This window comes from Spirillospora sp. CA-108201, assembly GCF_050936235.1.
In the GTDB taxonomy this organism is placed as follows: Bacteria; Actinomycetota; Actinomycetes; order Streptosporangiales; family Streptosporangiaceae; genus Spirillospora.
Window position 1 is genome coordinate 258,194 of the sequence record NZ_JBNJNE010000001.1, and the last position, 26,054, is coordinate 284,247.

General features: G+C 69.8%; 23 protein-coding genes. 17 read left to right on the plus strand and 6 right to left on the minus strand.

From position 1 onward, the window contains the following. On the minus strand, positions 1 to 789 hold the full coding sequence (locus ACQEU6_RS01225; protein WP_499328724.1) for a TetR family transcriptional regulator: 789 nt from the start codon (positions 787 to 789) through the stop codon (positions 1 to 3). Between the two features lie 31 nt (positions 790 to 820). Between ACQEU6_RS01225 and ACQEU6_RS01230 the strand changes: the two genes are divergently transcribed. Genes ACQEU6_RS01230 through ACQEU6_RS01240 form a run of 3 tightly spaced genes read left to right on the plus strand, consistent with a single transcriptional unit; the run spans position 821 to position 4,384 of the window. After that, a complete protein-coding gene (locus tag ACQEU6_RS01230; RefSeq protein ID WP_499328725.1) occupies positions 821 to 2,470 on the plus strand; it encodes an AMP-binding protein in 1,650 nt (549 codons plus the stop codon). Beyond that, a complete protein-coding gene (locus ACQEU6_RS01235) occupies positions 2,467 to 3,306 on the plus strand; it encodes an enoyl-CoA hydratase/isomerase family protein (RefSeq protein WP_499328726.1) in 840 nt (279 codons plus the stop codon). The genes ACQEU6_RS01230 and ACQEU6_RS01235 overlap by 4 nt, the downstream gene beginning before the upstream one ends. Before the next feature lie 31 nt (positions 3,307 to 3,337). Then, a complete protein-coding gene (locus ACQEU6_RS01240; RefSeq protein WP_499328727.1) occupies positions 3,338 to 4,384 on the plus strand; it encodes an LLM class F420-dependent oxidoreductase in 1,047 nt (348 codons plus the stop codon). Between the two features lie 81 nt (positions 4,385 to 4,465). Here the strand turns inward: ACQEU6_RS01240 and ACQEU6_RS01245 are convergent, their stop codons facing one another. Further along, complete coding sequence (locus ACQEU6_RS01245; protein WP_499328728.1) at positions 4,466 to 5,263, minus strand: SDR family NAD(P)-dependent oxidoreductase; 798 nt, start codon at positions 5,261 to 5,263, stop codon at positions 4,466 to 4,468. Between the two features lie 91 nt (positions 5,264 to 5,354). Between ACQEU6_RS01245 and ACQEU6_RS01250 the strand changes: the two genes are divergently transcribed. The 8 genes from ACQEU6_RS01250 to ACQEU6_RS01285 all read left to right on the plus strand — a co-directional run bounded on the left by ACQEU6_RS01250 (position 5,355) and on the right by ACQEU6_RS01285 (position 14,296). After that, a complete protein-coding gene (locus tag ACQEU6_RS01250; protein WP_499328729.1) occupies positions 5,355 to 6,344 on the plus strand; it encodes a PDR/VanB family oxidoreductase in 990 nt (329 codons plus the stop codon). A 60-nt stretch (positions 6,345 to 6,404) separates the two neighbouring features. Further along, a complete protein-coding gene (locus ACQEU6_RS01255) occupies positions 6,405 to 7,598 on the plus strand; it encodes a thiolase family protein (protein WP_499328730.1) in 1,194 nt (397 codons plus the stop codon). Further along, positions 7,595 to 8,581: a DUF2889 domain-containing protein gene (locus ACQEU6_RS01260; protein WP_499328731.1), complete on the plus strand. Its 987-nt coding sequence runs from the start codon at positions 7,595 to 7,597 to the stop codon at positions 8,579 to 8,581. The genes ACQEU6_RS01255 and ACQEU6_RS01260 overlap by 4 nt, the downstream gene beginning before the upstream one ends. Positions 8,582 to 8,597: 16 nt before the next feature. After that, a complete protein-coding gene (locus ACQEU6_RS01265) occupies positions 8,598 to 9,428 on the plus strand; it encodes a glucose 1-dehydrogenase (RefSeq protein ID WP_499328732.1) in 831 nt (276 codons plus the stop codon). A gap of 197 nt (positions 9,429 to 9,625) precedes the next feature. Beyond that, a complete protein-coding gene (locus tag ACQEU6_RS01270; protein WP_499328733.1) occupies positions 9,626 to 10,846 on the plus strand; it encodes an ABC transporter substrate-binding protein in 1,221 nt (406 codons plus the stop codon). Positions 10,847 to 10,882: 36 nt separating this feature from the next. Continuing rightward, positions 10,883 to 12,868 (plus strand): ABC transporter permease, encoded by a 1,986-nt coding sequence (locus ACQEU6_RS01275; RefSeq protein ID WP_499328734.1) that lies wholly within the window; start codon positions 10,883 to 10,885, stop codon positions 12,866 to 12,868. A 1-nt stretch (position 12,869) separates the two neighbouring features. Beyond that, positions 12,870 to 13,571 carry an ABC transporter ATP-binding protein gene (locus ACQEU6_RS01280; RefSeq protein WP_499328735.1) on the plus strand — a complete coding sequence of 234 codons (702 nt, stop codon included), beginning with the start codon at positions 12,870 to 12,872 and terminating at the stop codon, positions 13,569 to 13,571. Next, positions 13,568 to 14,296: an ABC transporter ATP-binding protein gene (locus tag ACQEU6_RS01285; RefSeq protein WP_499328736.1), complete on the plus strand. Its 729-nt coding sequence runs from the start codon at positions 13,568 to 13,570 to the stop codon at positions 14,294 to 14,296. Before ACQEU6_RS01280 ends, ACQEU6_RS01285 begins: the two co-directional genes overlap by 4 nt. A 9-nt stretch (positions 14,297 to 14,305) precedes the next feature. Here the strand turns inward: ACQEU6_RS01285 and ACQEU6_RS01290 are convergent, their stop codons facing one another. Further along, complete coding sequence (locus ACQEU6_RS01290; protein WP_499328737.1) at positions 14,306 to 15,760, minus strand: MFS transporter; 1,455 nt, start codon at positions 15,758 to 15,760, stop codon at positions 14,306 to 14,308. A gap of 144 nt (positions 15,761 to 15,904) precedes the next feature. Here ACQEU6_RS01290 and ACQEU6_RS01295 point away from each other — a divergent pair, with 144 nt between their 5' ends. Further along, positions 15,905 to 17,398 carry an acetyl-CoA acetyltransferase gene (locus ACQEU6_RS01295; protein WP_499328738.1) on the plus strand — a complete coding sequence of 498 codons (1,494 nt, stop codon included), beginning with the start codon at positions 15,905 to 15,907 and terminating at the stop codon, positions 17,396 to 17,398. Between the two features lie 283 nt (positions 17,399 to 17,681). Here ACQEU6_RS01295 and ACQEU6_RS01300 read toward each other — a convergent pair whose 3' ends face one another. Continuing rightward, positions 17,682 to 18,056 (minus strand): helix-turn-helix domain-containing protein, encoded by a 375-nt coding sequence (locus ACQEU6_RS01300; RefSeq protein WP_499328739.1) that lies wholly within the window; start codon positions 18,054 to 18,056, stop codon positions 17,682 to 17,684. A 249-nt stretch (positions 18,057 to 18,305) separates the two neighbouring features. Between ACQEU6_RS01300 and ACQEU6_RS01305 the strand changes: the two genes are divergently transcribed. The 5 genes from ACQEU6_RS01305 to ACQEU6_RS01325 all read left to right on the plus strand — a co-directional run bounded on the left by ACQEU6_RS01305 (position 18,306) and on the right by ACQEU6_RS01325 (position 24,011). After that, a complete protein-coding gene (locus tag ACQEU6_RS01305; RefSeq protein WP_499328740.1) occupies positions 18,306 to 19,556 on the plus strand; it encodes an aminotransferase class I/II-fold pyridoxal phosphate-dependent enzyme in 1,251 nt (416 codons plus the stop codon). Further along, complete coding sequence (locus ACQEU6_RS01310) at positions 19,553 to 20,407, plus strand: transporter substrate-binding domain-containing protein (RefSeq protein ID WP_499328741.1); 855 nt, start codon at positions 19,553 to 19,555, stop codon at positions 20,405 to 20,407. Before ACQEU6_RS01305 ends, ACQEU6_RS01310 begins: the two co-directional genes overlap by 4 nt. A gap of 19 nt (positions 20,408 to 20,426) precedes the next feature. Beyond that, positions 20,427 to 20,921 (plus strand): ABC transporter permease subunit, encoded by a 495-nt coding sequence (locus ACQEU6_RS01315; RefSeq protein WP_499328742.1) that lies wholly within the window; start codon positions 20,427 to 20,429, stop codon positions 20,919 to 20,921. Positions 20,922 to 21,012: 91 nt separating this feature from the next. Then, entirely contained in the window at positions 21,013 to 21,783 is a 771-nt protein-coding gene (locus ACQEU6_RS01320) for an amino acid ABC transporter ATP-binding protein (RefSeq protein ID WP_499328743.1), read from the plus strand. A gap of 353 nt (positions 21,784 to 22,136) precedes the next feature. Then, on the plus strand, positions 22,137 to 24,011 hold the full coding sequence (locus ACQEU6_RS01325; RefSeq protein ID WP_499340069.1) for an MMPL family transporter: 1,875 nt from the start codon (positions 22,137 to 22,139) through the stop codon (positions 24,009 to 24,011). Positions 24,012 to 24,184: 173 nt separating this feature from the next. On the opposite strand, the gene ACQEU6_RS01330 is transcribed toward ACQEU6_RS01325, so the two are convergent. Both ACQEU6_RS01330 and ACQEU6_RS01335 read right to left on the minus strand, forming a co-directional pair. After that, positions 24,185 to 25,162 carry a M56 family metallopeptidase gene (locus tag ACQEU6_RS01330; RefSeq protein ID WP_499328744.1) on the minus strand — a complete coding sequence of 326 codons (978 nt, stop codon included), beginning with the start codon at positions 25,160 to 25,162 and terminating at the stop codon, positions 24,185 to 24,187. Continuing rightward, positions 25,159 to 25,569: a BlaI/MecI/CopY family transcriptional regulator gene (locus ACQEU6_RS01335; RefSeq protein WP_499328745.1), complete on the minus strand. Its 411-nt coding sequence runs from the start codon at positions 25,567 to 25,569 to the stop codon at positions 25,159 to 25,161. Before ACQEU6_RS01335 ends, ACQEU6_RS01330 begins: the two co-directional genes overlap by 4 nt. Positions 25,570 to 26,054: the final 485 nt, after the last annotated feature.

Genomic DNA, 26,054 nt, shown 5'->3' on the forward strand with positions numbered 1-26,054 from the left:
TCAGGCCCTGGCGAGAGCCGAGTTTCCCGTTGCCCGGGCGGCGTCCAGTTCGATGACGCCGTGGAGGTAGCTCCGGATCATGTTCTCGAAGACCCGTTTCTGCGTGAACTCGTTGGCGGCGATGGCTGCGGCCAGGTGCGGCTGGCGTTTGGCGTCGAGGTGAGGGAAGGACGGCTTGCGCGAGGTCGACGCCTTCATCGCCTCAGTGAGAGTCGCACCCAGGGTGAGCGTCTCCATGCCTTCGAGAATCTGGACGTGCAGGTGCATCGGTACCCCGCATTCGGCCAGGAACTCGGCGGCGTCGTCGTAGCCGGTCAGGCGCAGTCTGGGGCGGTACTGCAGCAGCAGGGGGGCCGCGTTCCGGTGCCTGAACACCACGGTGCGGAAGTTCAGGCTCATCTGGACGAACCACTCCGGCCAGTTCTCCGGCGCCGGCTTCCGGGGGACCTTGATCTCGGCGACGATCGCCTGGGACACGGCCGCCAGGATCGCCGACTTGTCCTCGAAGTGGTGGTACAGCGAAGGCGCGCTCACCTTCAGGTCACGCGCCAGGCGCGGCAGTGACAGTGCCTCGAGTCCCTCGGTGTCGATGATGTGGAGCGCTGCCGCCGCAGCGGCACTTCGGCTGATCAGTGGCTGCCGGGGCCGGGCCATTACGGTCTCCTGATGACGAACTCGTTTGGCTGCGATCGTACCGCTCGTTGTACCTAACGCCTGTTGCTTCCAGCGGATGGCCTGTGTGGCGGGCGGCTCCATCGGTCCGGGTCGCGCAGCCGTCACTTGCCCCATTTATCTATCGTCGTTAGGATAATATTCGCACATGGCGCCATCCATGGGCCCGATTCCCCGCGTCACTCCTGAAAGGGTCTCCATGGCCGACTGGGACTTCGCCGGCGTTTTCGAGGCGGTCGCACGCGTGTTCCCCGACCGGGTCGCCCTGGTGCACGGCGACCGGCGCACCACGTGGTCCGAACTCGACGCCAACGCCTCCGCGCTCGCCTGCGCCTTCGACGGCGCCGGGCTCCGCGCCGGTGCCGTCGTCGCGCAGTACCTGCGCAACGGTCCCGAGTACATCGAGGCCTTCTACGCCGCGTCCAAGGCCGCGCTCGCGCCGATGAACACCAACTTCCGGTACGTCGACGACGAGCTGGTCCAGATCTGGACGGACGCGGACGCGCAAGCGGTCGTCTTCGCGGCGGAGTTCCGCGACCGTGTGGTCAGGGTCCGGGAACGGGTGCCGAGCGTGCGCGCCTGGATCGAGGTCGGCGGCGGGGACGCCCCCGGCTGGATCACGCCGTACTCCGCCGCGCTGGGCCACCCGCCTCGCCGGCACGGCGGCGGGAGCGCCGATTCCCTCGTCCTCATCTACACCGGGGGGACGACGGGACGACCCAAGGGTGTGATGTGGCGCCAGGCCGACATCCTTTCCCTGCTGAACTCGCAGAACGCCTCCCCGCTGCCCGACCACGGCGACACCGCGGCGATCGAGCGCCATCTCCGGGAGAACAGCCGCGAAATGCGCGCACTCACCGCGGCGCCGCTGATGCACGGGGCCGGGCTGTTCTACGCGATCGCCGCGCTGAGCGCGGGCACGACGGTCGTCACCCTGTCCGGTGAGCGCTTCTCGGCCGAGGAACTGCTCGACACCGTCGAGCGCGAGCGGGTCAGATCGCTGGCGATCGTCGGGGACGCGTTCGCCCGGCCGCTCCTCGCCGCGCTCGACGCCGAGCCCGGCCGGTGGGACCTCTCCAGCCTCAGATTCGTCTTCTCCTCGGGCGTCATGTGGAGCAGCGAGGTCAAGACCGGGCTGCTGGTCCACCTCCCGCGAGCGCGCCTGCTCGACGGGCTCGGCTCGTCCGAGGCCTCCGCGGTCGCCTCGACCCTGTCGACGGCCGGGAACGTCGCGGACACCGCGTCGTTCCGCCCGTCCGACCGGGCTGCGATCCTGCTCGACGACGGCACTCTCGCGCAGCCGGGCGACGGGCGGACCGGGCGGCTGGCGGTGACCGGCTGGATCCCGGTCGGCTACCTCAACGACCCCGAGAAGTCCGCCCAGACCTTCGTCGAGGCCGCGGGCCGCCGCTGGTCCGTCCCCGGTGACCTGGCCCGGCTCGAAGCGGACGGCACCGTACGCCTGCTCGGCCGCGGCTCGAGTGTGATCAACACCGGTGGCGAGAAAGTCTTCGCCGAGGAGGTGGAGGAGGTGCTCAAGAAGCACCCCGCCGTCGCCGACGCCGCCGTGGTCGGCGTCCCGGACGACCGCCTGGGCAACAAGGTCGTCGCCCTGGTCGAAGGCGTCGGCGAGGAGCCCGCAGTCGAGGACCTCCTGGCGCACGCCCGGTCCATGCTGGCCGGCTACAAGGTCCCGCGCGAGCTCGGGTTCGTCGACACCGTCGGACGCGGTGCCAACGGAAAGCTCGACCACCGTTCGCTCACCGCGCTCGCCGAGAAGAAGTGGAGCAACGCATGACCATGACAGCCGACACGCCGACCGAGGTGCGGGACGTCGTGACCACCGAGGAGGTGCGCCCCGGCGTGCTCCTCATCCGGCTGAACCGGCCCGAGGCGCTCAACGCGATGAACGCCGAGCTCATCCAGCGGCTGCGCGAGATCCTCCACGAGGTGCGCGACGACGCCGGGGTCCGCGCGATCATCCTGACCGGCAACGGCTCCGCGTTCTGCGCCGGGCTCGACCTGCGCGGCTACGGCCAGGCTCCCGGCAACCGCGCCGTCGAGGGGCGGCCGCAGGCGGGGATGCGCGTGCAGAAGCACATCGCCGACCTGCACGAGGCGTTCCGCGGCGCCCGCGCGCCGGTCATCGCGGCCATCAACGGCCCGGCCGCCGGAGGCGGGATGTCGCTCTCGCTCTTCGCCGACATCCGCATGATGGCGAAGGACGCCAAGCTGCACGCGGCCTTCATCAAGCGGGGCCTCTCGGCGTGCGACATCGGCGCGAGCTGGCTGCTGCCCAAGATCGTGGGCTTCTCCAGGGCCTCGGAGATACTGCTGACGGGCCGGAACATCGACGCCCGGGAGGCCGTCGAGATCGGCCTGGTCTCCAGCGTCCACGAGCCGGCGGACCTGCTCGACGCCGCCATCGAGAAGGCCGAGCTGATCGTCTCCAACAGCCCCATGGGGGTGTGGATGACGAAGGAGGTCCTCTGGTCGAACCTCGAGATCCCGAGCTTCCGCGCCGGCATCGACCTCGAGAACCGCACGCAGATCCTGTGCTCGCTCACCAAGGACCACCAGGAGGGGGTCAGATCCTTCCTGGAGAAGCGTCCGGCCGAGTACCTCAACCAGTGACGTCCCCCTCAGGAGAACGGAAGGAAGCACAGTGAAGATCGGTCTCTCCGTCGGGTACTGGAGTGCCGGGCCGCCGAGGAACGTCGAGCGCCGCTTGGCCGAGGCCGAGGAGGTCGGCGTCGACAGCATGTGGACCGCCGAGGCCTACGGGTCCGACGCGATCTCTCCGCTCGCCTGGTGGGGCGCGCGGACGGAGCGGCTCAAACTCGGTACGGCGGTGGCCCAGATCTCCGCGCGCACGCCCACGGCCATGGCCATGACCGCGCAGACCGTCGACCACCTCAGCGGCGGCCGGATGATCGTCGGGCTGGGCGCCTCCGGGCCGCAGGTCGTGGAGGGCTGGTACGGCGCGCCGTACCCGCGTCCACTCGAGCGCACGCGCGAGTACGTCGACATCATGCGCCGGGTGTGGGCCCGCAGTGCGCCGGTCGAGTTCTCCGGACGGCAGTACCGGCTGCCGTACTCGGGCGACGCGGGCACCGGCCTCGGCAAGGCGCTGAAGTCCACCGTGCACCCGCTCCGCGGCGACATCCCGGTCTACCTGGGCGCCGAGGGGCCGAAGAACGTCGCCCTCGCCGCCGAGATCGCCGACGGATGGCTGCCGCTCTGGTTCTCCCCCAAGGCCGACGAGTTCTACCGGGCCGCCCTGACCGAGGGCTTCGCCGTCCCGGGCGCTCGGCGGACGGCGGAGACCTTCGACGTCGCCGGCGTGGTGTGGACCTCCGAGCACGACGACGTGGAGGTCGCCGCTGCCCGGATCAAACCGGTCATCGCCCTGTACGCCGGCGGTATGGGTGCCAAGGGAGCCAACTTCCACAATGACGTCTTCGTGCGCATGGGCTGGGAGGACGTCTGCCGCAGGCTGCAGGAGCTGTATCTCGCCGGGCGCAAGCAGGACGCGATCGACGCCATCCCGCTGGAAATGGTCGAGGACGTCGCCCTCGTCGGCCCCGCGGACAAGCTGGTCGACGACTTCAAGAACCGGTGGGCGGGCACGTGCCTGACCACCTTGATCGTGGGCGGCAGTCCCAAGCAGGCCACCCTCGCCAAGCTGGTCGACGTGGCCGCGGCCGCCTGATTCCCTCGTCGAGGCCCGGTACGGGGCGGCATCGGTCTGGGTGCCGCCCGCCGTGCTCAGCAGCCCCGGGCCTTCGGGGGATCAGTGGCCGGACATCCCGCCGTCGACGGCCAGCGTGGTGCCGGTGACGTAACTGGAGGCGGGGGAGGCGAGGAAGAGAAGCGCCGCGTCGAGCTCGCGCTGCGTGCCCGGCCGGGCCAGGGTGCAACTCGCCAGGAACCTGTCGAGGATCCCTTCCCCGAGCTCGCTGATCATCTCGGTCTCGACGAACCCGGGCGCCAGGGTGTTGACCCGGATGCCGCGGCGCAGCGCCCACTGCGCGGACAGGTCCCGGGTGAGGCCGATGATCGCGGCCTTGCTCGCGGAGTAGGCGGCCTGCGGCACCACCGACTTCTGGAGTCCCAGCACGCTGCCGATGTTGACGATGCTCGAGCCCGGCCGCATCACCCGCGCAGCGGCCCGCGCGGCCCAGTAGGCGCCGTTGAGGTTGACGTCGATGACCCGGCGGAAGTCGTCGGGATCCTCGCGGGTCGCGGGCGCGATGGTGGAGATCCCGGCGTTGTTGACCAGGATGTCGACCCGGCCGAACTCGTCCACGGCGGCGCGCACCAGCGCCTCGGCGGCCTCGGGATCGGTGATGTCGGTCGGTACGGCCAGGGCGCGGCGGCCCAGGGACACGACCGCGGAGGCGGTCTCCGCCAGGAGTTCGACACGGCGCGCGGCGAGCACGAGGTCGGCGCCGGCCTCGGCGAGGGCGCGGGCGAAGCCGGCGCCCAGACCGCTGCTCGCGCCGGTGACCACGGCCACCCGGCCGTCGATGCGGAAGAGGTCGAGAACGGAACCCCCCGGGGTCCCGGCACCTGTGCTTGTGGTCGTCATCACGTGTCCTGGTGGGGCTTTGGAACTTCGGTCCGGCTTAGATTAACCTAATGGAGTAAGGTTTACGAGGTCGAGGGAGGAGGGTGTGCCCATGGTGATGACCAGGGACGTCAACGCTCGGGCGGCAGCCGCCTGGGACGCCCGTGAGGGCGTGCGCGTGACCGTTGCCGCGAAGGAGTCCCTGGCGAAGGACGTCGCCGGGCTGACGCTCGTCGCCGACAGGGAGATCCCCGAATGGCGCCCCGGCGCGCACATCGACCTCCTCCTCGGCGACGGCCTGGAGCGGCAGTACTCGCTGTGCGGCGACCCCGCGGATCGCATCCGGCTGCAGATCGCGGTCCTGCGCGAGCCGGCGGGGCGCGGCGGGTCCCGGCAGGTCCACGACCGGCTCGCGGTCGGGGACGAGATCGGCGTCCGCGGGCCGCGCAACAACTTCCCTCTGGTGCCGGCCCCCGGGTACCTGTTCGTGGCCGGCGGCATCGGCATCACCCCGATCCTCCCGATGATCGAGGCGGCCCGCGCGCAAGGCGTCCCGTGGCGGCTGCTGTACGGCGGCCGCACCCGCTCCTCGATGGCCTTCACCGACCGGCTGCTGGAGTGCGGCCCCGTCGCCGTCCAGATCCGGCCCGAGGACGAGTTCGGGCTGCTCGACATCGTCTCCGCCCTCGACGCCGCTCCCGCGGGCACCGCGGTCTACGGCTGCGGTCCCGAGCCGCTGCTGCGGGCGGTCGAGGCGGCGGTCGCCGAGCGCCCCGGGTTGCACCTGCACCTCGAGCGCTTCACCCCCCGCGAACGGGACCCGGACGCCGTCGACACCGCTTTCGAGGTCGAACTGCGGCGATCCGGCCGGGTGCTGCGGGTGGCCGCCGGGACCTCGCTGCTGGACACGCTGACCGAGGCCGGGGCCGAGATCGACTTCTCCTGCCGGGAAGGCACGTGCGGCACGTGCGAGACCGGCGTCCTCGACGGCGTTCCGGACCATCGCGACTCCCTGCTGACCGACGAGGAGAAGGCCGCGAACGACGTGATCTTCCCGTGCGTCTCGCGCTGCCTGTCCCGGCGCCTGGTCCTCGATCTGTGACCCCGACCTGAACGGCCCTCCGGCCGCCACCACATCAACACCGAAAACAAGGAACCCCCCATGCGTGACGCTGTGATCGTCGATGTCGTCCGGACCGCCTCCGGCAAGGGCAAGCCCGGCGGAGCCCTCTCCGGCACACACCCGGTCGACCTGCTGGCCGAGGTCCTCATCCGGTTGGTGGAGCGAACGGGGGTCGGCCCCGAGGTCATCGAGGACGTCATCGCCGGTTGCGTCGTGCAGGCCTCGGAGCAGGCCCTCAACATCGGCCGCAGCGCGGTGCTCGCGGCGGGCTGGCCGGAACGCGTTCCGGCCACCACCATCGACCGCCAGTGCGGCTCCAGCCAGCAGGCCGCGAGCTTCGCGGCCCAGGCCGTCATCTCCGGCGCGCAGGACGTCGTCGTGGCGTGCGGAGTCGAGGTGATGAGCAGGGTCCCGATGGGCACCAGCCCGATGGGCCGCGACACCGGTGGTTCGCGGGTCGCGGCCCGCTACCCGGAGGGGCTGGTCGGCCAGGGCGTCTCCGCGGAACTGATCACTAAGAAGTGGGGCTTCAGCCGGGCCCGGCTCGACGAGTTCTCCGCCGAATCCCACGCGCGTGCCGTCGCCGCCACCGAGGCCGGGCTGTTCGCCGACGAGATCGTGCCCGTCCCGGTCACCGCAGCGGACGGTTCGAGCACCCTGCACACGGTCGACGAGACGATGCGCGCGTCCACGACGGCCGAGGGGCTGGCCGGTCTCAGGGCGTCGTTCCGGACAGAGGAGATGGAGGCCCGCTTCCCCGGCCTCGAGTGGTCGGTCACTCCCGGGAACTCCTCGCCGCTCACCGACGGCGCCTCGGCAGCGCTGATCATGAGCGGTGAGAAGGCGAAGGAGCTGGGGCTGAGGCCGCGGGCCCGCTTCCACTCCTTCAGCGTGGTCGGCTCCGACCCGGTCTACATGCTCACCGGGCCGATCCCGGCGACCGAGATGGTGCTCAGGCGCGCGGGACTCACCATCGCCGACATCGACGCCTTCGAGGTGAACGAGGCCTTCGCCCCCGTGCCTCTCGCGTGGGCCGCCGAGACCGGCGCCGACCTCGCCAAGCTCAACCCGCGCGGTGGCGCGATCGCGCTGGGCCACCCGCTCGGCGCCTCCGGAGGCAGGCTCCTCGCCACGCTGGTCAACCACCTCGGACAGACCGGCGGGAGGTACGGCCTCCAGACGATGTGCGAGGGCGCAGGCATGGCCAACGCCACCATCATCGAAATGCTGTGACCTCGGTGTTCGCGCGCGACGCGGGGCCGGACGCCGTCCCCGACGGTGCCGCCCCGCCCCGCCGTGCCGGAAGCGTCAGGCGGACGACGAGCCTGCACATGCAGTGGCCGGGCGAACCCGGGACGGCCCTGACGATCGATGGCTTCGCCCGCGACCTGGTGACCCCGGTCGACGGTTCCGCCCGGATCCGCGACCAGGACCGGGTCTCGCTCCGCGTCGACCCCGGCACCCGATCCATCCAGAGCATCGAAGGGCCTGAGCGGGTGCCGCAGCTGCGCCGGCTGGTGGGCTCGCGCTCCGGGGGAGGGCTGCGGGCGGTCCTCGCGGACCTCATACCGGAGGAGAGAGCAGCCGGTACGGCGCTCCACCTCCTGCTCGACGACCTCGCCGGTGGGTCCCTGGTCGCGCCCTTCGTACTGACCCGCCTTCTCTCCGAAGACCAGTGGACGGCGCGTTTCGGCCCGCGGAAGTTGCCTTCCGGGGTCTGCCTGGGGTGGAGCGAGGGCATGACGGCGCACCAGCCGAACGAGCCCGCCGACCGGACCCGGCCGGCCGGCCGCGTCCCCCACCCGGCCGACCCGCTCGGCTGGCATGAACTCCCCGACTACGACGTGCCGACGACGCGGCGGTTGCGTCGTATTGACGTCACGCTCGAGCGGGAGATCGAGGTGGACGCGTGGTTCCAGGACAGCGCGTCCGAGCCCGACGGCGGCCGGGTGGCGGTGCACGAGTACCGCGTCCGCGCGACCGCTGACCGGGACACGAGCGCCCTGCTGACCATCGGTGCGGTTCCCGGAGCACTTCCGTTCCCGGAGTGCCCCTTGGCCGTGGGCAACCTGGAGCGACTTCTGGGCGCCCCCGTGACGGGGCTGCGCGGCCTCGTCCCGCGAATGTTGCGTGGTGCCGAGGGATGCACCCACCTGAACGACGCCGTGCGTGCGCTGGCAGATGTGCCCCCGCTGGCCGCGGCAATCGAATCCTGAACGAGAGGAGCCGGCAATGCGGCTGGACGGCAAGGTGGCCGTGGTCACCGGTGGCTCGAGCGGTATCGGGGCCGGTATCTGCGAGCGACTAGCCATGGAAGGCGCACAGGTCGTCATCGCCGATGTCGACGAGGAGCGCGGGCAGGCCGTCGCGAGCGGGCTGGGCGAAGCGGCGGCGTTCCGCACCACCGATGTCACGGTCGAGGGCGACATCGTCGCCGCCATCGACCTCGCGGTGGAGACCTTCGGGCGGCTGGACGTGATGGTCAACAACGCCGGCCGGGTCGGTGTCTGGAGCTTCCTCGAGGACACCAGCACGCAGGACTGGGACGACGCCTTCGCCCTGCTCGCCCGAAGTGCCTTCATCGGCACCAAGCACGCCTCCCGCGCGATGCGGCGCACCGGCGGCGGGTCGATCGTCAACACCGGCAGCGTCGCCGGGATCCGGGCCGGCTACGGCCCGCACCAGTACGGCGCCGCCAAGGCCGCCCTGCTCGGTCTGACCAGGAGCGCCGCGGTCGAACTCGCCCCGTACGGCATCACCGTCAACACGGTCATCCCCGGCGGCGTGGCCACGCGGATCGTCGGCCACGGCGCGCGGCTCGAAGGGGAGGCCCTCGACGCGAGCGTCGCCGCCGTGCGCGAGAGCCTCGCCGGCTTCCAGCCCGTACCCCGGGCGGGGGAGCCCGAGGACCTGGCGTCAGTGGTGGCGTTCCTGGCGGGCGATGGAGCCCGTTTCCTCACCGGTCAGGAGATCGTCGTCGACGGCGGGCTCTCGGTGGGCCGCCCCTGGCCGGAGGAGATCAGGGTCCACGCTCGCAAGGCCGCCGCCCGCGGGCGCGCCTGAGCCGGCCGTCCTGGGCGCGGACGGCCGCCCGCGCGGCAGGAGTGGGCCGTCCATGTGTCCGGACGTCGAACTTTGTGCCTAAAGGTTGTAGATAAATCCTTGACCGTGATTCACATCACCTATTACCTTTAGGTTTCCCGCTCGGTCGGGCGGATGTGCTGGAGGCCTGCCAGGGCCCCCGATCACGAAGGATCCATATGCGTACTCCACAGCGCTCCCGTGCAACGGCACTCGGCTTCGTCCTCGGACTGGCGGCCCTGACACTCTCCGCGTGCGGTTCGTCCGCGGCCACGGGCGAGAGCGTCGAGGGCAAGAACGTGGCGGGCGGTGCTCCGGTCAAGATCGGATACATCAACCAGGAGCAGGCGGCGACGGGCTCGTTCCCCGAGCTGCGGCAGGCGACGGAGGCGGCCTTCCAGTACGTCTCCAAGGACCTGGGGGGCGCGGGCGGCCACCCGGTCGAACTGATCAAGTGCACCGTCGACGGATCCCCCGAGTCTGCGCAGAAGTGCGCGAACGAGATGGTCCAGAAGAAGGCCGTCGTGGTGATCAGCGGCATCAACTTCAGCGGCCCGTCCTCCTACGAGGTGGTCACGGCCGCCGGGATCCCGTACGTCACCGCCGCCCCGATCCAGGGCACGGACTTCAACGGGAAGAACACGTTCGCCCTGCTCGGCTCCTCGCCGGCGCAGTTCACCGGCGAGGCGAAGTTCCTGCTCGACAAGGGCGTGAAGAAGGTCTCGCTGATCGTGAACGACACCCCGTCGGGCCAGGCGGGCGCGGACGTTCTGATCAAGCGGCTCAAGGAGGGCGGCGTCACCGATGTGACCGAGGTCAAGGAGTCCCCGACGGCGACGGACTTCACCGGAGCCGTGTCCCAGGCCGCCAAGAACGCCCCGGACGCGATCGCAGTCCTCTTCGTCGCGCCCGCCTGCGGGCAGATCGTGCAGAACGCGAAGTCGCTCGGTGTCAAGGCCACCATGGTGCTCACCACCGGCTGCTCTTCTCCGGCGGTGCTCAACGCGATGGGCTCGGCCGCCGAGGGCGTCCACTTCGTCCAGGAGCTGTTGCCCGCCACCGCGCACAAGGAAGATCCGCAGGTCAAGGCGTACATCGGGGCGATGGAGCGGTTCGGTGGCATCAAGGAGAAGGACCTCACCGCACTGCACGCCAACGGCTTCGCCGTAGCGATGGAGGTCGCGGACGTCGTCGGCCGTTCGGGAGACACCCCGACCACCGCGAGCGTGACCAAGACCCTGAAGGACCCGGCCGGCGGCAAGGGCTTCATGGACAGTCCCTGGGTCTGCGACGGGTCGGCGCTCAAGGACTACCCGAGCGTCTGCAACGCCAGCACCCGCGTGACCACCGTCAAGGACGGCCAAATGGTCGAGGTCACCTCCAACTGGCTCGGGTCCTGACCGCGTAGTCCCCGCCACCACCACGAGGAACCTGTCATGGATCTGCTTTCGTTCGCCCTGTTGGGCATCGGCACCGGTGCCATCTACGCCGCCTTCGGACTCGGCCTGGTGCTGATGTACCGGTCGTCCGGCGTTATCAATTTCGGCTACGGCGCCACCGTGCTCTTCGGCGTCTACCAGTTCGCGGATCTCACCAAGACGGGGAAACTCGTGTTCCCGATCGGCTCGCTGCAGTTCGGTGAGCCGATCGGGATCTGGCCCGCGATGGCGATCGTGCTGGTGCACGCCGCGGTGCTGACGCTGGCCGTCTACACGCTCGCCTTCCGGCCGCTGCACAAGGCGCCACCGCTGGCCAAGGTGGTGGTCTCGGTGGGGGTCATGCTCGCCGTCCAGGCGCTGATCCTGGTGCGCTTCGGGTCCGACCCCCGCTCCATCGCGCCCATCCTCCCCAACGACGCGGTCAAAGTGGCCGGCGCGGCCATGCCGCGCGACCGCCTCTACCTCGCCGGCATCGTCGTCCTGCTGGCCGTCGCCCTCTACCTGTTCCTCACCTACACCCGCACCGGGATCGCATCGAGGGGCGCGTCGCAGAACGAGAAGGGCGCCGTGCTGCTGGGGCTGCGACCGACCCGGCTGGCCGCCGTCAACTGGACCATCGCCGGTGTCGGCGGGACGGCGCTCGGTGTCCTCATCGCGCCCACCACGTCACTCGAGTCCGGCACCTACACGCTGCTGATCGTGCCCGCCCTCGGCGCGGCGCTGATCGGGCGCTTGTCCTCCATCTCCGCGGTCGTCGCCGGCGGCATCGCCCTCGGCGTCGTCCAGTCGGGTCTCATGCAGGCCACCATGCAGTACAAGTGGCTCCCGCAGAACGGGCTCAAGCAGGGCCTGCCCTTCCTCGTGATCATCGCCGTCCTCGTGCTCTACGGGAAGAGCCTCCCGGGACGTGGCGCGGTGGAGGAGAAGCTGCCTCCCGCGGCCTCCGGCCCGATGCGCCCCTGGCTGATCGTGCCGCTCGTCGCCGTCGCCGCGGTGGCCTTGCAGGTCTTCTCGCCCACCTGGCGGCTCGGCCTGATCACCAGCCTCGCGGCGGCCGTCGTCTGCCTCTCCCTCGTCGTGCTCACCGGTTTCGTCGGCCAGATCTCGCTCGCCCAGATGTCCCTGGCGGGCGTGGCCGGTTTCGCGCTGTCCAAGTTCGGGGACGCGTGGGGAGTTCCGTTCCCGATCGCCCCGCTGCTGGCGGCTCTGGCCGCCACGGCGGTCGGCGTCCTGGTCTCGATTCCGGCGATGCGGGTCCGGGGCCTGCACCTCGCCGTGGTCACGATCGCGGCCGCGGTGGCGATCGAGGAGTTCATCTTCAAGAACCCGAGATTCACCGGCGGACTGACCGGGTCGCCCGTCCCGCAGCCGGAACTCTTCGGCATCCCGCTGGGCATTCGCGGAGGGCCGGCCGACTTCCCGCGGCCGGCGTTCGGCTACCTCGTGCTGGCGGTCGCGGTCGCCGCGGCCCTCGGCGTCGCCCTGCTGCGCCGCAGCGACCTGGGACGCCAGATGCTGGCCGTCCGGAGTTCGGAGCGCGCCGCCGCTGCGGCCGGCCTCAACACGGCGCGGGTCAAGCTGATCGGCGCCGCCATCGCCTCGTTCCTGGCGGGCGTCGGCGGCACGCTGATGGGGTACCAGCAGGGCCAGCTCTCGTTCGAGACGTTCAGCGTCTTGACGTCGTTGGTCCTGCTCGCCGTGGTGTACATCGGCGGAGTCTCCAGCGTCTCGGGCGGGCTGGTCGCCGGCATGATGTTCTCCGGCGGCCTGATGTCGACGGCCATCGACCAGTGGTTCGGACTCGGCGACTACGAGACGCTGATCCTCGCCCTCGCCCTGGTGCTCGGTGCGGTCGCGAATCCCGAGGGTGTCGCCGGAATGGTGGCGCGGACGAAGGCCCACTTCCGTCATGCGTCGCCCTCATCGCCAGGGGCGGCCAAACCGGAGCGCGAAGAGCGCGTGTTCGTCACGGACGGAGCCTGAGATGCTGCTGCAGACCAGGGACCTGGCAGTCCACTTCGGAGGCGTCAAGGCCCTCGACGGCGTCGATCTGGCCATCGACCGTGGCGAGGTGGTCGGCCTGATCGGCCCGAACGGCGCCGGCAAGACCACATTCATCGACGCGGTCACCGGGTTCGTCCCACACCGGGGCGAAGTGCTTCTCGACGGCGTGGACATCGCGCCCCAGCCGGCGTACAAGCGGGCCGGGCGTGGACTGGTTCGCACCTTCCAGCAACTGGAGCTCTACAACGACCTCTCGGTGATGGAGAACCTTCTGGTCTCGGGACGCGGTTCACGCTCCGAGCGCCATGCACGGGTCCATGGGCTCCTTGACCGCTATGGCCTGCACGAGGTGAAGGACAGTTTCCCGGAGGACCTGTCGCACGGACGTCAACGGCTTGTCAGCCTGGCGCGCGCACTGGCGTCCGACCCCCGGCTGATCCTGCTGGACGAGCCGGCGGCGGGCCTGGACAGCAAGGAGTCGCTCGGGCTGGCGGATCCGGTGCGAAGCCTGGCCGGAGACGGCGTCGGCGTGCTCCTGATCGACCACGACGTCGACCTGGTGCTCTCCGTCTGCGACCGCGTCTACGTCTTCGACTTCGGCAAGGTCATCTTCGCGGGGCCGGCCACCGAGATCAACGGGTCCGACGCCGTGCGGACCGCCTACCTGGGAGTGCCGGCATGAGCACCCTGCTGAAAGTGGAGAACGTCTCGTCCGGCTACGGGCGCGTCCTCGCGGTGAAAGACCTCTCCCTCAACGCGGCCGCGGGGGAGGTGGTCAGCATCCTCGGGCGGAACGGAGCCGGCAAGACCACGACGCTGCTGTCCATCTCCGGCCTGGTGAAGCCGCGCTCGGGCCAGGTGTCGGTCGATGGAACGCCGCTCCGTCCGGGCAGGCCGCACGTCGCCTCCAAGGCGGGCCTGATCCAGGTGCCGGAGGACCGTGCCCTCTTCACGGGGTTGACCGTGAGGGAAAATCTCGCCGCGGCCGGCGCACGTCGCAAGGCTGATCTGAAGGCGGTCACCGACCTGTTCCCCGAACTCGAGCCACTGATCGGCCGCCGCGCCGGGCTGCTGTCCGGGGGTGAGCAGCAGATGCTCGCACTGGCGCGGGCGATCGCACTGCGACCCAAGGTCCTGCTCGTGGACGAGATGAGCCTCGGCCTGGCCCCTCTCGTCTGCAAGCGGCTCTCCTCGGTGATCCGCGAACTGGCGGACGAGTCCGGCGTCGCCGTGCTCCTCGTCGAGCAGCACCTGTCGCTCGCCCTTGAAGTCGCGGACCGGGGGATCGTCCTGCACAAGGGCTCGGTGGCGATGGAGGGCACGCGGGAGGAACTCACCGCCAAGCGACACCAGATCGAGTCGTCGTACATGGGCGGTGCGAGTGCCGCGGAGGATCCCGCGGCCTGAACCGCCTGCTCAGCCACACCCCTTGCCGGACCAGGGAGCGTCCGGCAAGGGGTGTTCCCGTGCCGCCGGGTCCGGGGGAGTGTGCCGGCCCGACGGTGCCAGCACCGCCACCGAGGCAAGGCTCGCCCCTGCCGCCAGCCAGAACATCAGCGCGTGCGCGCCGTACGACGGCAGCATGGCACCGGCCCCTGCCTCCTTCACCATCCCGCTGATGGCCGACGCCGTCACCGCGCTGGCCGTGACACTGCCGACGGTGCGCAGGAGATGGTTGAGGCCGTTGGCGGCCGCGGTCTGAGTCGCGGGCACGGTGCCCATGAGCACGATGGGAAGCGCCGCGAAGGTCAGAACGGTGCCGAGGGACACGGCCACGGACCCGGCGACGATCTGGAGAAGGCCATCGCTGAGGTATACCCGGCCGCCGTAGGAGACGGCCATGATGAGCGCCCCGATGCCGACCGTGGCCCCGGCGCCCCAGCGGCGGATGACCACCGGGGCCGCCGGGGCGAACACGCCGAACGACAGGGCCATGGGGACCAGCCAGAGACCGGCGGTGGCCGGACCCAGCCCGAGCCCGTAGCCGGTGCTCGCCGGTTGCTGGAGCAGCTGGGGGGTGACCATCATGTTGACGTAGGCGGCGAAGCCCAGCAGCAGCGACACCGCGTGCGCGGCGACGAGTCGGGGCCGGGCGGCGAGGCGAAGGTCGACCAGCGGGTCCGATGACCTGAGTTCGACGACGCCGAAGAGCGCGAGCACCGCGAGCCCCCCGGTGCTCAGCACCACGGTAGGCATCGAGATCCAACCCCATGTCGAACCCCGGGAGAGCGCGAGAACCAACGCGCAGAGACCCGATGCCAGGAGCAACGCGCCTCTGTGGTCGATGCTGCCGCCGATTCGGACGCGGGACTCGGGAAGGGCGAGGGCGGACGCGCACAGCAGGATGCCGCCCGCGATGGCGGGTACCCAGAAGATCCACTGCCAGCCGAGGCCGTCGACAAGGATCCCGGACAGAGGAAGCCCCGTGCCAGCTCCGATCGCGAGCGTGCTGGACAGCGCCGCGGTCCCCAGGGCGAGCCTGGCCGCCGGCAACTCGTCCCGCATGATGGCCAGCCCGAGGGGTATCAGCGCGATCGCCGCACCCTGGACGGCCCGGGCGGCGACCACGACCGCGAACGAGTGGGCCAGCCCGCCGATCACCGACCCGACGACCAGGGTTCCGAGTGTCACCAGGATCAGACGCTTCTTCCCGTACATGTCCCCAAGCCTTGTGAGCACCGGCGTGGAGACCGTGCCGCTCAGCAGGCTGGAACCGATCAGCCAGGTGGTGTTCTCGGGGGCGGCGCGGAGGTTCGCCGGCAGGTCCGCCATGAGCGGTATGGCGAGCGTCTGGTGAAGCGAGACCAGGAGTCCGCCCATGCAGAGCAGAGCGAGGGTCAGGGTGACACGCCGACCGACCGTGGTTTCCACTGCAGACTCCTGACCAAAAATCTAATGCTTATAGATAATGTATCGGACGGGATGTGCTTGAGGGGGATGTCAACCAACCTTGAAACCTATGGCCATAAGATTTAAGGTGTAGTGCACGCTGGGTCTCAGAAGGGGAGTCCGCCCATGGCGCACGCGGGTATCGACCCGAGAACCCCGGTTCTCATCGGGGGCGGTCAGATTAGCGATCGGGAAGCCGGTGTCGAGCCCGTCGAGTTGATGGTGCGGGCGACCCTCCGGGCGGCCGGGGAGGCCGGCGGGCGCAACGTTCTCGCCGCGATCGACTCGGTGCATGTCGTGGGCCTGTTGTCCTGGCGGTACCGGAACGCGGGGGCCCTACTGGCCGAGCGCCTGGGCGCCTCCCCCCGGCGTACCGGCTCGACGGGTTCGGGTGGCAGCAACCCTCAGACCTTGATGAACGCCGCCGCCGAGAGCATCACCGCCGGTGCGAGCGACGTGGTCCTGGTGACCGGCGCCGAGTCCTGGCGGACGCGGATGAAGATGCGTGCGCAGGGAGAGAGGCCCGACTGGACCCGCCAGGAGGACTCGGTTCCCGAGTCCGAACTGCTGATCCCCGACGTGCCGATGGACTCCGAAAGCACCAGCCGTGCCGGACTCGATCGCCCCGCCTACGTCTATCCACTGTTCGAGCAGGCGATTCGCGCAGCCGCCGGACGCTCGCACGACGAGCAGATGCGAATCTCGGGAGGGCTCTGGTCCCGGTTCAGCGAAGTCGCCGCCACCAACCCCCATGCCTGGAACCGGCGTTCCTACACCGCGGACGAGATCACCACACCGTCCGCGGACAACCGACAGGTCACCTGGCCCTACACGAAACTGATGAACTCCAACAACAACGTCGACCAAGGGGCGGCGGTCCTCATGACCTCCGTCGAGGCCGCGGAGCGACTCGGGGTTCCGCAGGGCAACTGGGTCTTCCTGCATGCCGGTACTGAGGCTCGGGACACCGACGACCTCGGTGAGCGCCAGGACCTCCACCGGTCGCCGGCGATCCGTGCGGCGGGCGGGGAACTCTTCAGGCTCACCGGGACCGAGGCCGACGCGGTCGACCATATCGACCTCTATTCCTGCTTCCCGTCCGCGGTGCAGATCGCCGCCTCAGAACTGGGGCTGCCGCTTGAAGACACCACCCGGATGTTGACGGTCACCGGTGGGCTGACCTTCGCCGGCGGGCCATGGAACAACTACAGCACTCACGCGATCGCCTCTCTGGCCACACAGTTGCGCCGAGACCCAGGCAGCCATGGCCTCCTCACCGCCAACAGCGGATACCTCACCAAGCACGCCCTCGGCCTCTACTCGACCGAGCCGCCGACCGCAGGCTTCCGCCGGGTCAACGTTCAGGCGGCCGTCGATGCCATGCCGCGCCGACGATCGCTCGCGAAATACGTCGGTCCTGCCCGAGTTGATTCCTGGACGGCGGTCTACGACCGTTCGGGCAGCCCCGAGACCGGTCTGGTCGCCCTGCTCACGACAGACGGTGCTCGCGTGTTCGCCAGGACCACAGCTAAGGACGCCCTACGTCGTCTAGTCCAGGAAGACTGCCACGGCCGCAAAGTCTTCGTTGACGCCGACGCCACATTCAAGTTCGACGACTGAAACGGACCCGGCACGTCTCCAGAAGGAGGAGCCAATGACCGGCGGCTCCGGTGATCAAGAAGACACGCCGGGTGGCGGCGGTGACCAGGGAGCCACGGGAGCCGGTTCCGGGAGCCACCGCACTCAGGCTCCGATCGACTCAACTCGACGTAGTCAGGGTGTTTTTGCAGGTGAGAGGCTCCCCGCTCGACTCGGATCGACCTAGATCGACTTTCCTGCTTCGCTTCACACCGAAGAGGCCACTGGTTCGAACCCGGTATCGCCCACCCCAAGTTTCCGCAGGTCACAGCGTTGCGATTGGTGTGATCTCGCGTGTCCCGGTGATCGCTTCGTAGTCTCGGGAGCCAGTCGGGGAGCCAATTCGTACGCTTCGCAGATTCCCGAAGCGCTCACGCGGGCGGACGATCATCCAGGGTGGCGCCATCCGGGTCCGGTCGAGGTCGGTGGCGAAAGGCGCACTGGCCGCCTTGAGAACCTCTGTCCCGCGCGGCCCGCGGGTGACCAGCTGGACGCCGAGCTTCCGCTCCAGCGCTGCGATGCGGGTGCTGACCGAGGGCTGGGCGAGTTGCAGCTCGACGGCGCTCCGGCCGAAGCTCCCCGTGCGGGCGACGGCGTCGAAGACGACCAGGTCCATGGTCTCGATGAGCGGCCGCGCCATAGCCGGACCCTATGGCCTGCCCCAGCCAGGTGACTACTACTCAAACAGCAGCAAAACCGGATGATGGTGAACGTAATCGCTCATTAGTCGCAGTTGCGACGGATTGTTCAGAACATCTCTCGGTTCCCAGGAGCGCTAGATGAACCGTCCCCCCACAGTGCCGAGCCCGAGGCGGCTACGTGCCGCGGCCAGCCCGAGCCATCGACTCTCCGGTGCCGGACACATCGCGGATGAAGAGGGGAGGAGGGCTTGAGCGAGCCGCTGGTCGCACCGCGTCCATCCGACGATGGGCGGGGGCCACTACCGGTGTGGGACGTCGAGCGCTCGCGCGGCAAGGGCTGCAAGCGCTGGTCCACATATCCGCGCTCCGTCCTTGATCTGGGCGTGGCGGAGATGGACGTGTCGTTGAGCCCCGAAGTCGCGGCGGCCGTCCGGGAGGCGGCCCGTGCCGAGGCGTTCGGCTACCCGGTGCCCGATGCGCGCAGCACGGTCCCCGCCGCGACCGCCCGATGGATGGGACGCCTGGGGCTGGACGTGGGGCCCGATGCCGTTCGGCTGGTGCCCGACGTGATGCGTGGTATCGCGGTCGCCATCCGCCGGCTCACGCGGCCGGGCAGTTCGGTGCTGGTGCCGACACCCACGTACACGCGATTCCTCGAAGTGGTGCCGCTGACCGGTCGCCGCTGCGTTCAGGTCCCGCTCACGGACGGGCCGCACGGATCCCGACTCGACCTCGACCGGATCCGGGACGGGCTGGCCGCCGGAGCGGGCAGCGTCCTGCTGTGCAATCCCGTGAACCCGGTCGGAGCCGTCATCCGGGACGACCAGTTGACGTCACTTTCCGAACTCGCCGACCACTACGGCGCGCGCGTGATCGTGGACGAGGTGCATGCCCCGCTTCGCTACGGCGGCCGGTTCAGGCCCTACGCGGCCCTGGACGCCAGGACGCGCGAGCACGCCGTCACGGTCACCAGCGCTACCAAGGCATGGAACTTCCCAGGGCTCCGTACCGCGATGGTCGTGCTGACCAACTCCGCGGACCGGGACGCCTGGGACGCGCTGCGGCATCTGGAGACCATCGGCGCCAGCCCTCTCGGCATGGTGGCGACGACCGCGGCGCTCGATCACGGAGAAGGCTGGCTGAGGGCGGTGATGAAGGACCTGAGCGCCGCCCGCGATCTCGTTCGCGATCACTTGGAGGCCGCCGGACTGCCTGACCTGTGGCGACCGCCGGACGCCACCTATTTCGCCTGGCTCGACCTGCGGAGATGGGAGCCCGAGAGGCCGGGGGCGTATCTGCTGGAGCGAGCCGGTGTGGCGGTCGGCGAGGGGGCGGGCTACGGCGCGGCGGGGGCCGGCTTCGTCCGCCTCAACTTCGCCAGCCCGCCCCATGTTCTCAGCGAGGCGCTTGAGCGGATCACCGGTGTGCTGCACGACGAACGGAAGTTCCAGGGGCGTGCTCAGAAGAACGGTCATCGACCGCCTGAGGAGTCATCATGAACCGAACCCGACCAATGTCGTCCTTCAGGCCATCGCTGACCGTGAGCACGGTGGCGCTTCTGCTGCTGGGAACGGCGACCGCTTGCGGCGGCGTCGCCGTGGGCAGCTCCAGCAAATCCGGGCTCGAAGCCGCGAAGAAGCGCGGGACCCTGCTGGTCGCCAACACTCAGGCGAATCCACCCTGGAACTTCGTCGACGAGAGTGACAAGCCCGCCGGGTACGACGTCGACGTCGCGTACGAGGTGGCGCGCCGGCTCGGGATCGGCAAGGTGAAGTTCGTCCAGGCCGACTACAAGAGCTTCATACCCGGCGTCCAGTCCGGCCGCTACGACATCGTCATATCGGGCCAGACCATCACGGAGGAGAGGAAGAAGCAGGTCGGCTTCTCGCGCTCTTACCAGGTCAACGGCATCGCGGTCTTCGTCGCGGCCAAGAACACCTCCATCCGCTCGGCCGCGGATCTCCGGGGCCGCCGTATCGCGGTCACCGCCGGGACCACGGAGGAGCAGTGGGTCCGGGCCAACGTTCCAAAGGCCAAGCTGAAGACCCTGCAGAACGCCACCCTGTCGTTGACCGACGTCTCCCTGGGACGTGAGGACGCGAGCCTGGTCTCCAAGTTCCAAGGCTCCCACCTCGCCGGCAAGAACAACCTCAACGCCAAGCCGGTGGGCCCGTTGCTGGAAACCGAGATTACCGGCATGTCCTTCGCCAAGACCGACACCGCCATGAAGGGCGCGGTCGACAAGGCGATCGGGAACATGCTCGCCGACGGCACCCTCAGCCGCATCTCCGTCAAATGGCTCAACGGCCTCGACATCACGACCGAACTCCGCAAACTCCCGGCACGGTAGCCGAGGAGGGAGGACCCCCATGAACCTTCTCGACATGGATCTCCTTGACAGGGCGCTGCCCCTGCTGGGTCCGGCCATCATGATGACCCTGCTCCCCGGCCTGGTTTCCTTCGCCCTGGGCTGCGTCCTCGGCCTGCTGCTCAGCCTGGCGCGCCTCTCGGGGCGACGCCCGCTGGTGCTCCTCTCGATCGCCTACGTCTCGGTCTTCCGGGGCACCCCGCTGCTGATCCAGATCCTGGTGATCTACTTCGGCCTGCCCCAGCTCGGCATCCAGCTCGGAGCGTTCCTCTCCGCGGTGACGGCTCTCACCCTGCACACCGCGGCCTACCTGAGTGAGAACTTCCGGGCCGGGTTCATGGCGGTGGATCGCGGTCAATGGGAGGCGGCCGATTCCCTCGGAATGTCCTACATGGAGATGTTCCTGATCGCCGGTGTCATCTACTGGCTGATGAACGCGGCACTGTCCATCGGCCAGGCGGTCGTGGAACGCCGCATGGGAAAGGCGTACGCATGAACCGGAAAGAGCACCCGTCCGCCCGGCAGACCGGTGAGAACCATGTGGTCACCGTGACCGGCCTGCACAAGTGCTTCGGCCCCCTCGAAGTATGAAGGGCGTCGATCTCTCGGTGGCGCGCGGCGAGGTCCTGGTGATCATGGGGCCGTCCGGATCCGGCAAGACGACCCTGGTCCGCTGCATGAATCTTCTGGAGGAACCCGACTCGGGGCACATCAAGGTCTGCGGTGAGGGCGTCTCGTGCGGTTCCGGTGCCCGCCGCGACCGCGACCGCGCCCGCGCCGTACGCCGATTGCGGCATCGCGCCGCCATGGTCTTCCAGCAGTTCAATCTGTTCCCCCACATGACCGCCCTGGAGAACGTCATCGAGGGGCCCCGGTCGGTCCGGGGGATGAGCAAGGCCGACGCCGTCGCCTTGGGGGAGCGGCTGCTGGGGCAGGTCGGTCTCGCAGAGAAGCGGGACGCGTATCCGGCCCGGCTGTCGGGTGGTCAGAAGCAGCGCGTGGCCATCGCTCGCGCGCTCGCCATGGAGCCGGAGGTCATCCTGTTCGACGAGCCGACCTCTGCGCTCGACCCGGAACTGCACGCCGAAGTGCTGCGGACCATGCGCTCCCTGGCCGAGGACGGTATGACGATGGTCGTCGTGACCCACGAGGTCGCCTTCGCCCGTGAGGTCGCCGACCGAGTGATCTTCGTGGACGGCGGGCGAATCCTGGAGGAGGGGGCTCCGGTCGCCGCGGAGTCGACCCTGCGCTCGGCATCCTCGCCGTTCGCCGCGATCTCCTGGAGAAGGGAGCGCAGCCGCTCCAGGAAGTGTGCGTGGTGGGTGGTGAAGCACGTCTTGATCTGGGGGACGCGCTGAGCGAGGGCCAGCAGCTCCAAGGTCAGGAGCGCATGGTCGGCGTTGCCGGTGAGTGTGCGCGCGAACGCCCGGGTCAGGTTCTCGAGCCGCTCGACTGCGGGGCCGTCAGCCTCGCCGGCGGCCGCGAGGCCGGCGTGCTCGGCTTCCAGCATCTGGTGGACCAGCGCTGTCGCCAGCTCGTCCTTGCTCTTGAAGTACCAGTACAGAGTGCCCTTGCTCAGGCCGGACTCGGTGACCACATCGTCCATCCGCGCCCCGTGGTAGCCCTTCCGGGCGAACACGGTCGCCGCGGCGGCGAGGATCTGCTCCTGAAAGGGCTTCGGGAACTGCGGGAGCGGCCCGGTGTCATCCGGGTGCAGGGCTCCTATGATCCTGGGGCCGCCGGACTCGTCTCGGCTGACGGCCGCACCGCCCTGGCCGTCGCCGGAATGACGGGCGACGAGCGTGAGCGGCAAAGGACCGCGCCCGCCCTCCAGGACGCGCTGAACGGCGTCGGCGCCGACGATGTCGGTGTCCACGTGACCGGCTCCAGCCCGCTCAACGCCGCCGTCATCGAACAGGAGGACCGCGACCTGGCCCGCGCCGAGTCCATCGGGCTCCCCATCGCGCTGCTGATACTGATCACCGCGTTCGGCTCGCTGGTGGCGGCCGGGCTGCCGCTCCTGGCCGGGGTCGCGGCCCTGGTGACCGCCTTCGGCGTACTCGGCGCCGCCAGCTACCTGACCAGCTTCGATGTGTTCGTCCAGGCCGTCGTCACGATGATCGGACTGGCGCTGGGCATCGACTACTGCCTGTTCGCCGTCACCCGCCAGCGCTCCGAACTCGCCGCGCACCCGTCTCGCCCGATCGCCGACACCGTCGGCGCGACCATGGCCACCGCCGGCAAGGCGGTGCTGTTCTCCGGCTCCACCGTTCTGATCTCGGTGGCCGGGCTGCTGCTGGTCCGCGCCCCGGTCTTCCGCGCCATGGCGCTAGGGGTGATGGTGGCGGTCGCGGTGATGCTCGCCATCACCGTCACTCTGCTGCCCGCCGTGCTGGCACTGCTGGGGACGCGGATCAACCGCCTGACCGTCCCCGGGACGCGGAGGGCGGCCCGGGGGAGCGCCGGTTCGTTCTGGACCCGCTGGACGAGCCTGGTCATGCGCCGTCCTCTGCTGATCGGCGGCTCCGCCACGCTCGTGCTGCTGCTGGCCGCCGCGCCGATGACCGGGCTGAAGTCGGGCTTCGACGTCGGTGCCTCGGCCGTCGCCGACTCCCCGGCCGGACGCGGCTACGAGATCGTCGCCGCCAAGTTCGCCTCGGGCGCGGCCACACCGATCCGGGCGGTGTCCACCGAGCGTCCCGCCGCACCGGACGGCGCAGGTCTGGAACGCCTCGGCGACCGGCTGCGTGACCACCCTCGGGTCGCCCAGGTCGTCCAGGAGAACGATGCCGTGCTCACCGTGCTCTCCAAGGACGCCCCCGACTCCGCGGCAGCCATCGCACTGGTCCGCTGGATACGAGGGACGGCCGTGCCCGAGGCGGTCCCGCCGGACGGCCCCGACGTCGTCGTAGGCGGGCTCACCGCGCAGACCATCGACGTCGTCGACGAAGTCGACCGCGCCACGCCATGGGTTCTGGCGACCGTCCTGGGTCTGTCGTTCCTGCTGCTCCTGCTCGCCTTCCGCAGCCTGCTGCTTCCGCTCAGCGCGATCGCGATGAACCTGCTGTCCGTCGGCGCCGCGTTCGGCCTGCTGACCTGGGTCTTCCAGAACGGAGCCGGCGAATCGCTGCTGGACTTCACCAGTCGGGGCTTCATCCAGGCCTACCTGCCGCTGCTCACATTCGTGGTGCTGTTCGGCCTCTCCATGGACTACGAGGTCTTCCTCATCTCCCGCATGAAGGAAGAGGGGGACCGCACCGGCGACAACCGGGCCGCGGTCACCTCGGGGCTCGTCCACACCGCCGGCGTCATCACCGCCGCCGCGGCGATCATGATCGTCGTCTTCGCCTCGTTCATGATCACCAATGTGGTGGAGGTCAAGCAGATGGGCTTCGCTCTGGCCGTCGCGGTGGCCGTGGACGCCACGCTCATCCGCGTCGTCGTGGTCCCGGCCCTCATGCGCCTGGCGGGACGCGCCAACTGGTGGCTCCCCGCCTGGCTCGACCGCGCCCTGCCGTCCGCGCAGCTCACCGAGGTGGCCGGTGCCACCCGAGCACCACGGACGTCACGGAGCGTCGAGCCGTGAGCGGAGGACCTCGGCTATGGCGGCGGATCGCGCAGAGCGCCTTGACTTGGATCTGGCATCGGTCGCACGGGAAACCGCACTTCCAGTGGGGTTTGACCAGGGTGCGACCAAAGCGAAGGTGTGGTCCTGATGCCTTGCCGAGCCCTGATCACTCGTTCCCAGTTAGGGGAACCTCAGGTCAGACAGGGGATCAGAAGCGTGACGGGGGTGCCCAGCAGGACGATGGCGGCGGTGTAGGCAAGCGACCGTTGCCACCACGGGGCCACGGCCGCGGGTTCGAGTAGCCGCTGGACGCGGGTCAGGACGGCGTGCTCCGCAGCGGCCAGGGCACCGTCTCGCGGCGGCCCGACCTCGGGGGAGGCGGCCTGGTGGGTGGCCATGCGCACCAGCGCCGCGGCCACCGCCGTGCCGCCGTGTCGCCGGCGGGCCTGGTCGTCGGCGAGCATCTCGGCCAGCTGCCGGGTGGTGCGCTGCGCGATGCGGGTTGCGGGGAGCCGCGGGACCGCGCGGTGGCCGGCGGTGAAGGGGAGCAGCAGCAGGTGATGGCGTCCCCGGGCGTGGGCGCGCTCGTGGTCCACGACCGCGGCCAGCTCCGGCTGGGTGAGCAGCTCTATCAGACCCGAGCTGATGACCACGCGGGTGCGCAGCCCCGGCAGGCAGTAGGCGACCGGAGACGGGTGGTCGATGATGCGGACGCCGTCGGAGACGTAGGCCGGAATGTCCTGGTCCCCCGCGCCGCGCTTGTCGAGGAGATCGACCTTGTCACGGTGGCTGCGGTGCATCCGCATGTGACGCACCGCCGTGCGGACGAGCAACGCCACCAGCCAGCCGAGAACGGCGAGGGCCCAGCCCAACGCCGCGATCTGCGCGCTGCCCAGGCCGCGGAAGGGGTGACCGGCCAGCGTCTGGGCCAGCAGAACGTGCAAGCCGTGACGGTAGGTCGCCGCCAGCGGCGCGATGGCCAGCGCCACGCACACTCCCACGACCGACAATCCGGCCGTATGGAGGATCCCGTGCCACAACGCCAGCGCCGCTCGGGGCGCGTTGCGCGGCCAGCGGGCCCGGGCGAGCAGCGGAGGAACGGGTCCCAGCAGCAGAAACGCCAATCCGGAGAGGAGCACTGCGACCAGCAGCGGCCGAAGCACGATCACGGCTTCCCCTCGCGCTCCTCCCGGCCGTTCTCCCCGGCCGGGCCGGCGCCGCGGTCGGGGGCGCCGGTCTTGCCCGCCAGCGCCCGGCGGAGCGCCTGGACGTCCTCTTCGCTCACCGACTCCAGGAAATGGTTGAGCGCAGACTCCCGGTCGTCGGCGCCGGAGAACGCTTCGCTCATCAACTCGGCGACGTGGACGTCCCTGGTATGAAGCGCGAAATAGCGGTGAGCGCGGCCTTCGCGTTCGCGTCGGACCATGTGCTTGCGGTCGAGCCGCTCAAGGATCGTCAGCACCGTGGTGATCGCCGGCCGCGACGGCAGAGCCTCGGCCAGCTCCCGTGCCAGGACCCCTTGCGGCCGCGACCACAACTGGTTCATCACCGCGCGCTCTAGTTCACCGAGCCGCATCGTCCATCCATCCGGCGGTCTGGGGGTCAACGGCCTCCACATTAACGGAGCCGCCCCGGCCCAGGGGCGGTCGTGAACGCGGTCCCGCGAACCGACGCCGGTTCGGGCTACCGGCCCCTTCTGTGGGCGGGACCGGCAGGTGGTCACGGCGCCACCGGTCTCGGAGTCACTGCGTGGATCTGAGGACGCCCTTGTAGCCGGGGCCGCGCTGGGCAGTGGCGTCGCGGCGCCATTGTGAAAAAAGGCAGCTTGTCGTAAATCGAAGCGAGAAAGATTTAAGCCTCGAATGTCGGAAAGCATTGGAGTTGTAGTGTGCAAGGGATAACGTTATTGTCGTTGCGATGGCGGGCTACGGCGTTTCCCGGGAGCCCGGGTCGCGTCGGCGTGCCCGGGTCATCTGCGCATGCGTGCTCGCCCTCACCTTTTCCGTCGCCGGATTCTGGCTGGTGCACGGTGGGACGAGTGAAGCTCATCCGTCCGCGAGA

Excerpts from the sequence above, each read along its gene's own strand:
- ACQEU6_RS01250 (WP_499328729.1), top strand. The coding sequence starts at position 5,355 with ATGGTGATGACCAGGGACGTCAACGCTCGGGCGGCAGCCGCCTGGGAC.
- ACQEU6_RS01280 (WP_499328735.1), top strand. The coding sequence starts at position 12,870 with ATGCTGCTGCAGACCAGGGACCTGGCAGTCCACTTCGGAGGCGTCAAG.
- ACQEU6_RS01300 (WP_499328739.1), bottom strand. The coding sequence starts at position 18,056 with ATGGCGCGGCCGCTCATCGAGACCATGGACCTGGTCGTCTTCGACGCC.
- ACQEU6_RS01315 (WP_499328742.1), top strand. The coding sequence starts at position 20,427 with ATGAACCTTCTCGACATGGATCTCCTTGACAGGGCGCTGCCCCTGCTG.
- ACQEU6_RS01265 (WP_499328732.1), top strand. The coding sequence starts at position 8,598 with ATGCGGCTGGACGGCAAGGTGGCCGTGGTCACCGGTGGCTCGAGCGGT.
- ACQEU6_RS01310 (WP_499328741.1), top strand. The coding sequence starts at position 19,553 with ATGAACCGAACCCGACCAATGTCGTCCTTCAGGCCATCGCTGACCGTG.
- ACQEU6_RS01235 (WP_499328726.1), top strand. The coding sequence starts at position 2,467 with ATGACCATGACAGCCGACACGCCGACCGAGGTGCGGGACGTCGTGACC.
- ACQEU6_RS01335 (WP_499328745.1), bottom strand. The coding sequence starts at position 25,569 with ATGCGGCTCGGTGAACTAGAGCGCGCGGTGATGAACCAGTTGTGGTCG.
- ACQEU6_RS01255 (WP_499328730.1), top strand. The coding sequence starts at position 6,405 with ATGCGTGACGCTGTGATCGTCGATGTCGTCCGGACCGCCTCCGGCAAG.
- ACQEU6_RS01275 (WP_499328734.1), top strand. The coding sequence starts at position 10,883 with ATGGATCTGCTTTCGTTCGCCCTGTTGGGCATCGGCACCGGTGCCATC.
- ACQEU6_RS01295 (WP_499328738.1), top strand. The coding sequence starts at position 15,905 with ATGGCGCACGCGGGTATCGACCCGAGAACCCCGGTTCTCATCGGGGGC.
- ACQEU6_RS01270 (WP_499328733.1), top strand. The coding sequence starts at position 9,626 with ATGCGTACTCCACAGCGCTCCCGTGCAACGGCACTCGGCTTCGTCCTC.
- ACQEU6_RS01285 (WP_499328736.1), top strand. The coding sequence starts at position 13,568 with ATGAGCACCCTGCTGAAAGTGGAGAACGTCTCGTCCGGCTACGGGCGC.
- ACQEU6_RS01320 (WP_499328743.1), top strand. The coding sequence starts at position 21,013 with ATGAAGGGCGTCGATCTCTCGGTGGCGCGCGGCGAGGTCCTGGTGATC.
- ACQEU6_RS01245 (WP_499328728.1), bottom strand. The coding sequence starts at position 5,263 with ATGACGACCACAAGCACAGGTGCCGGGACCCCGGGGGGTTCCGTTCTC.
- ACQEU6_RS01225 (WP_499328724.1), bottom strand. The coding sequence starts at position 789 with ATGGGGCAAGTGACGGCTGCGCGACCCGGACCGATGGAGCCGCCCGCC.
- ACQEU6_RS01230 (WP_499328725.1), top strand. The coding sequence starts at position 821 with ATGGCGCCATCCATGGGCCCGATTCCCCGCGTCACTCCTGAAAGGGTC.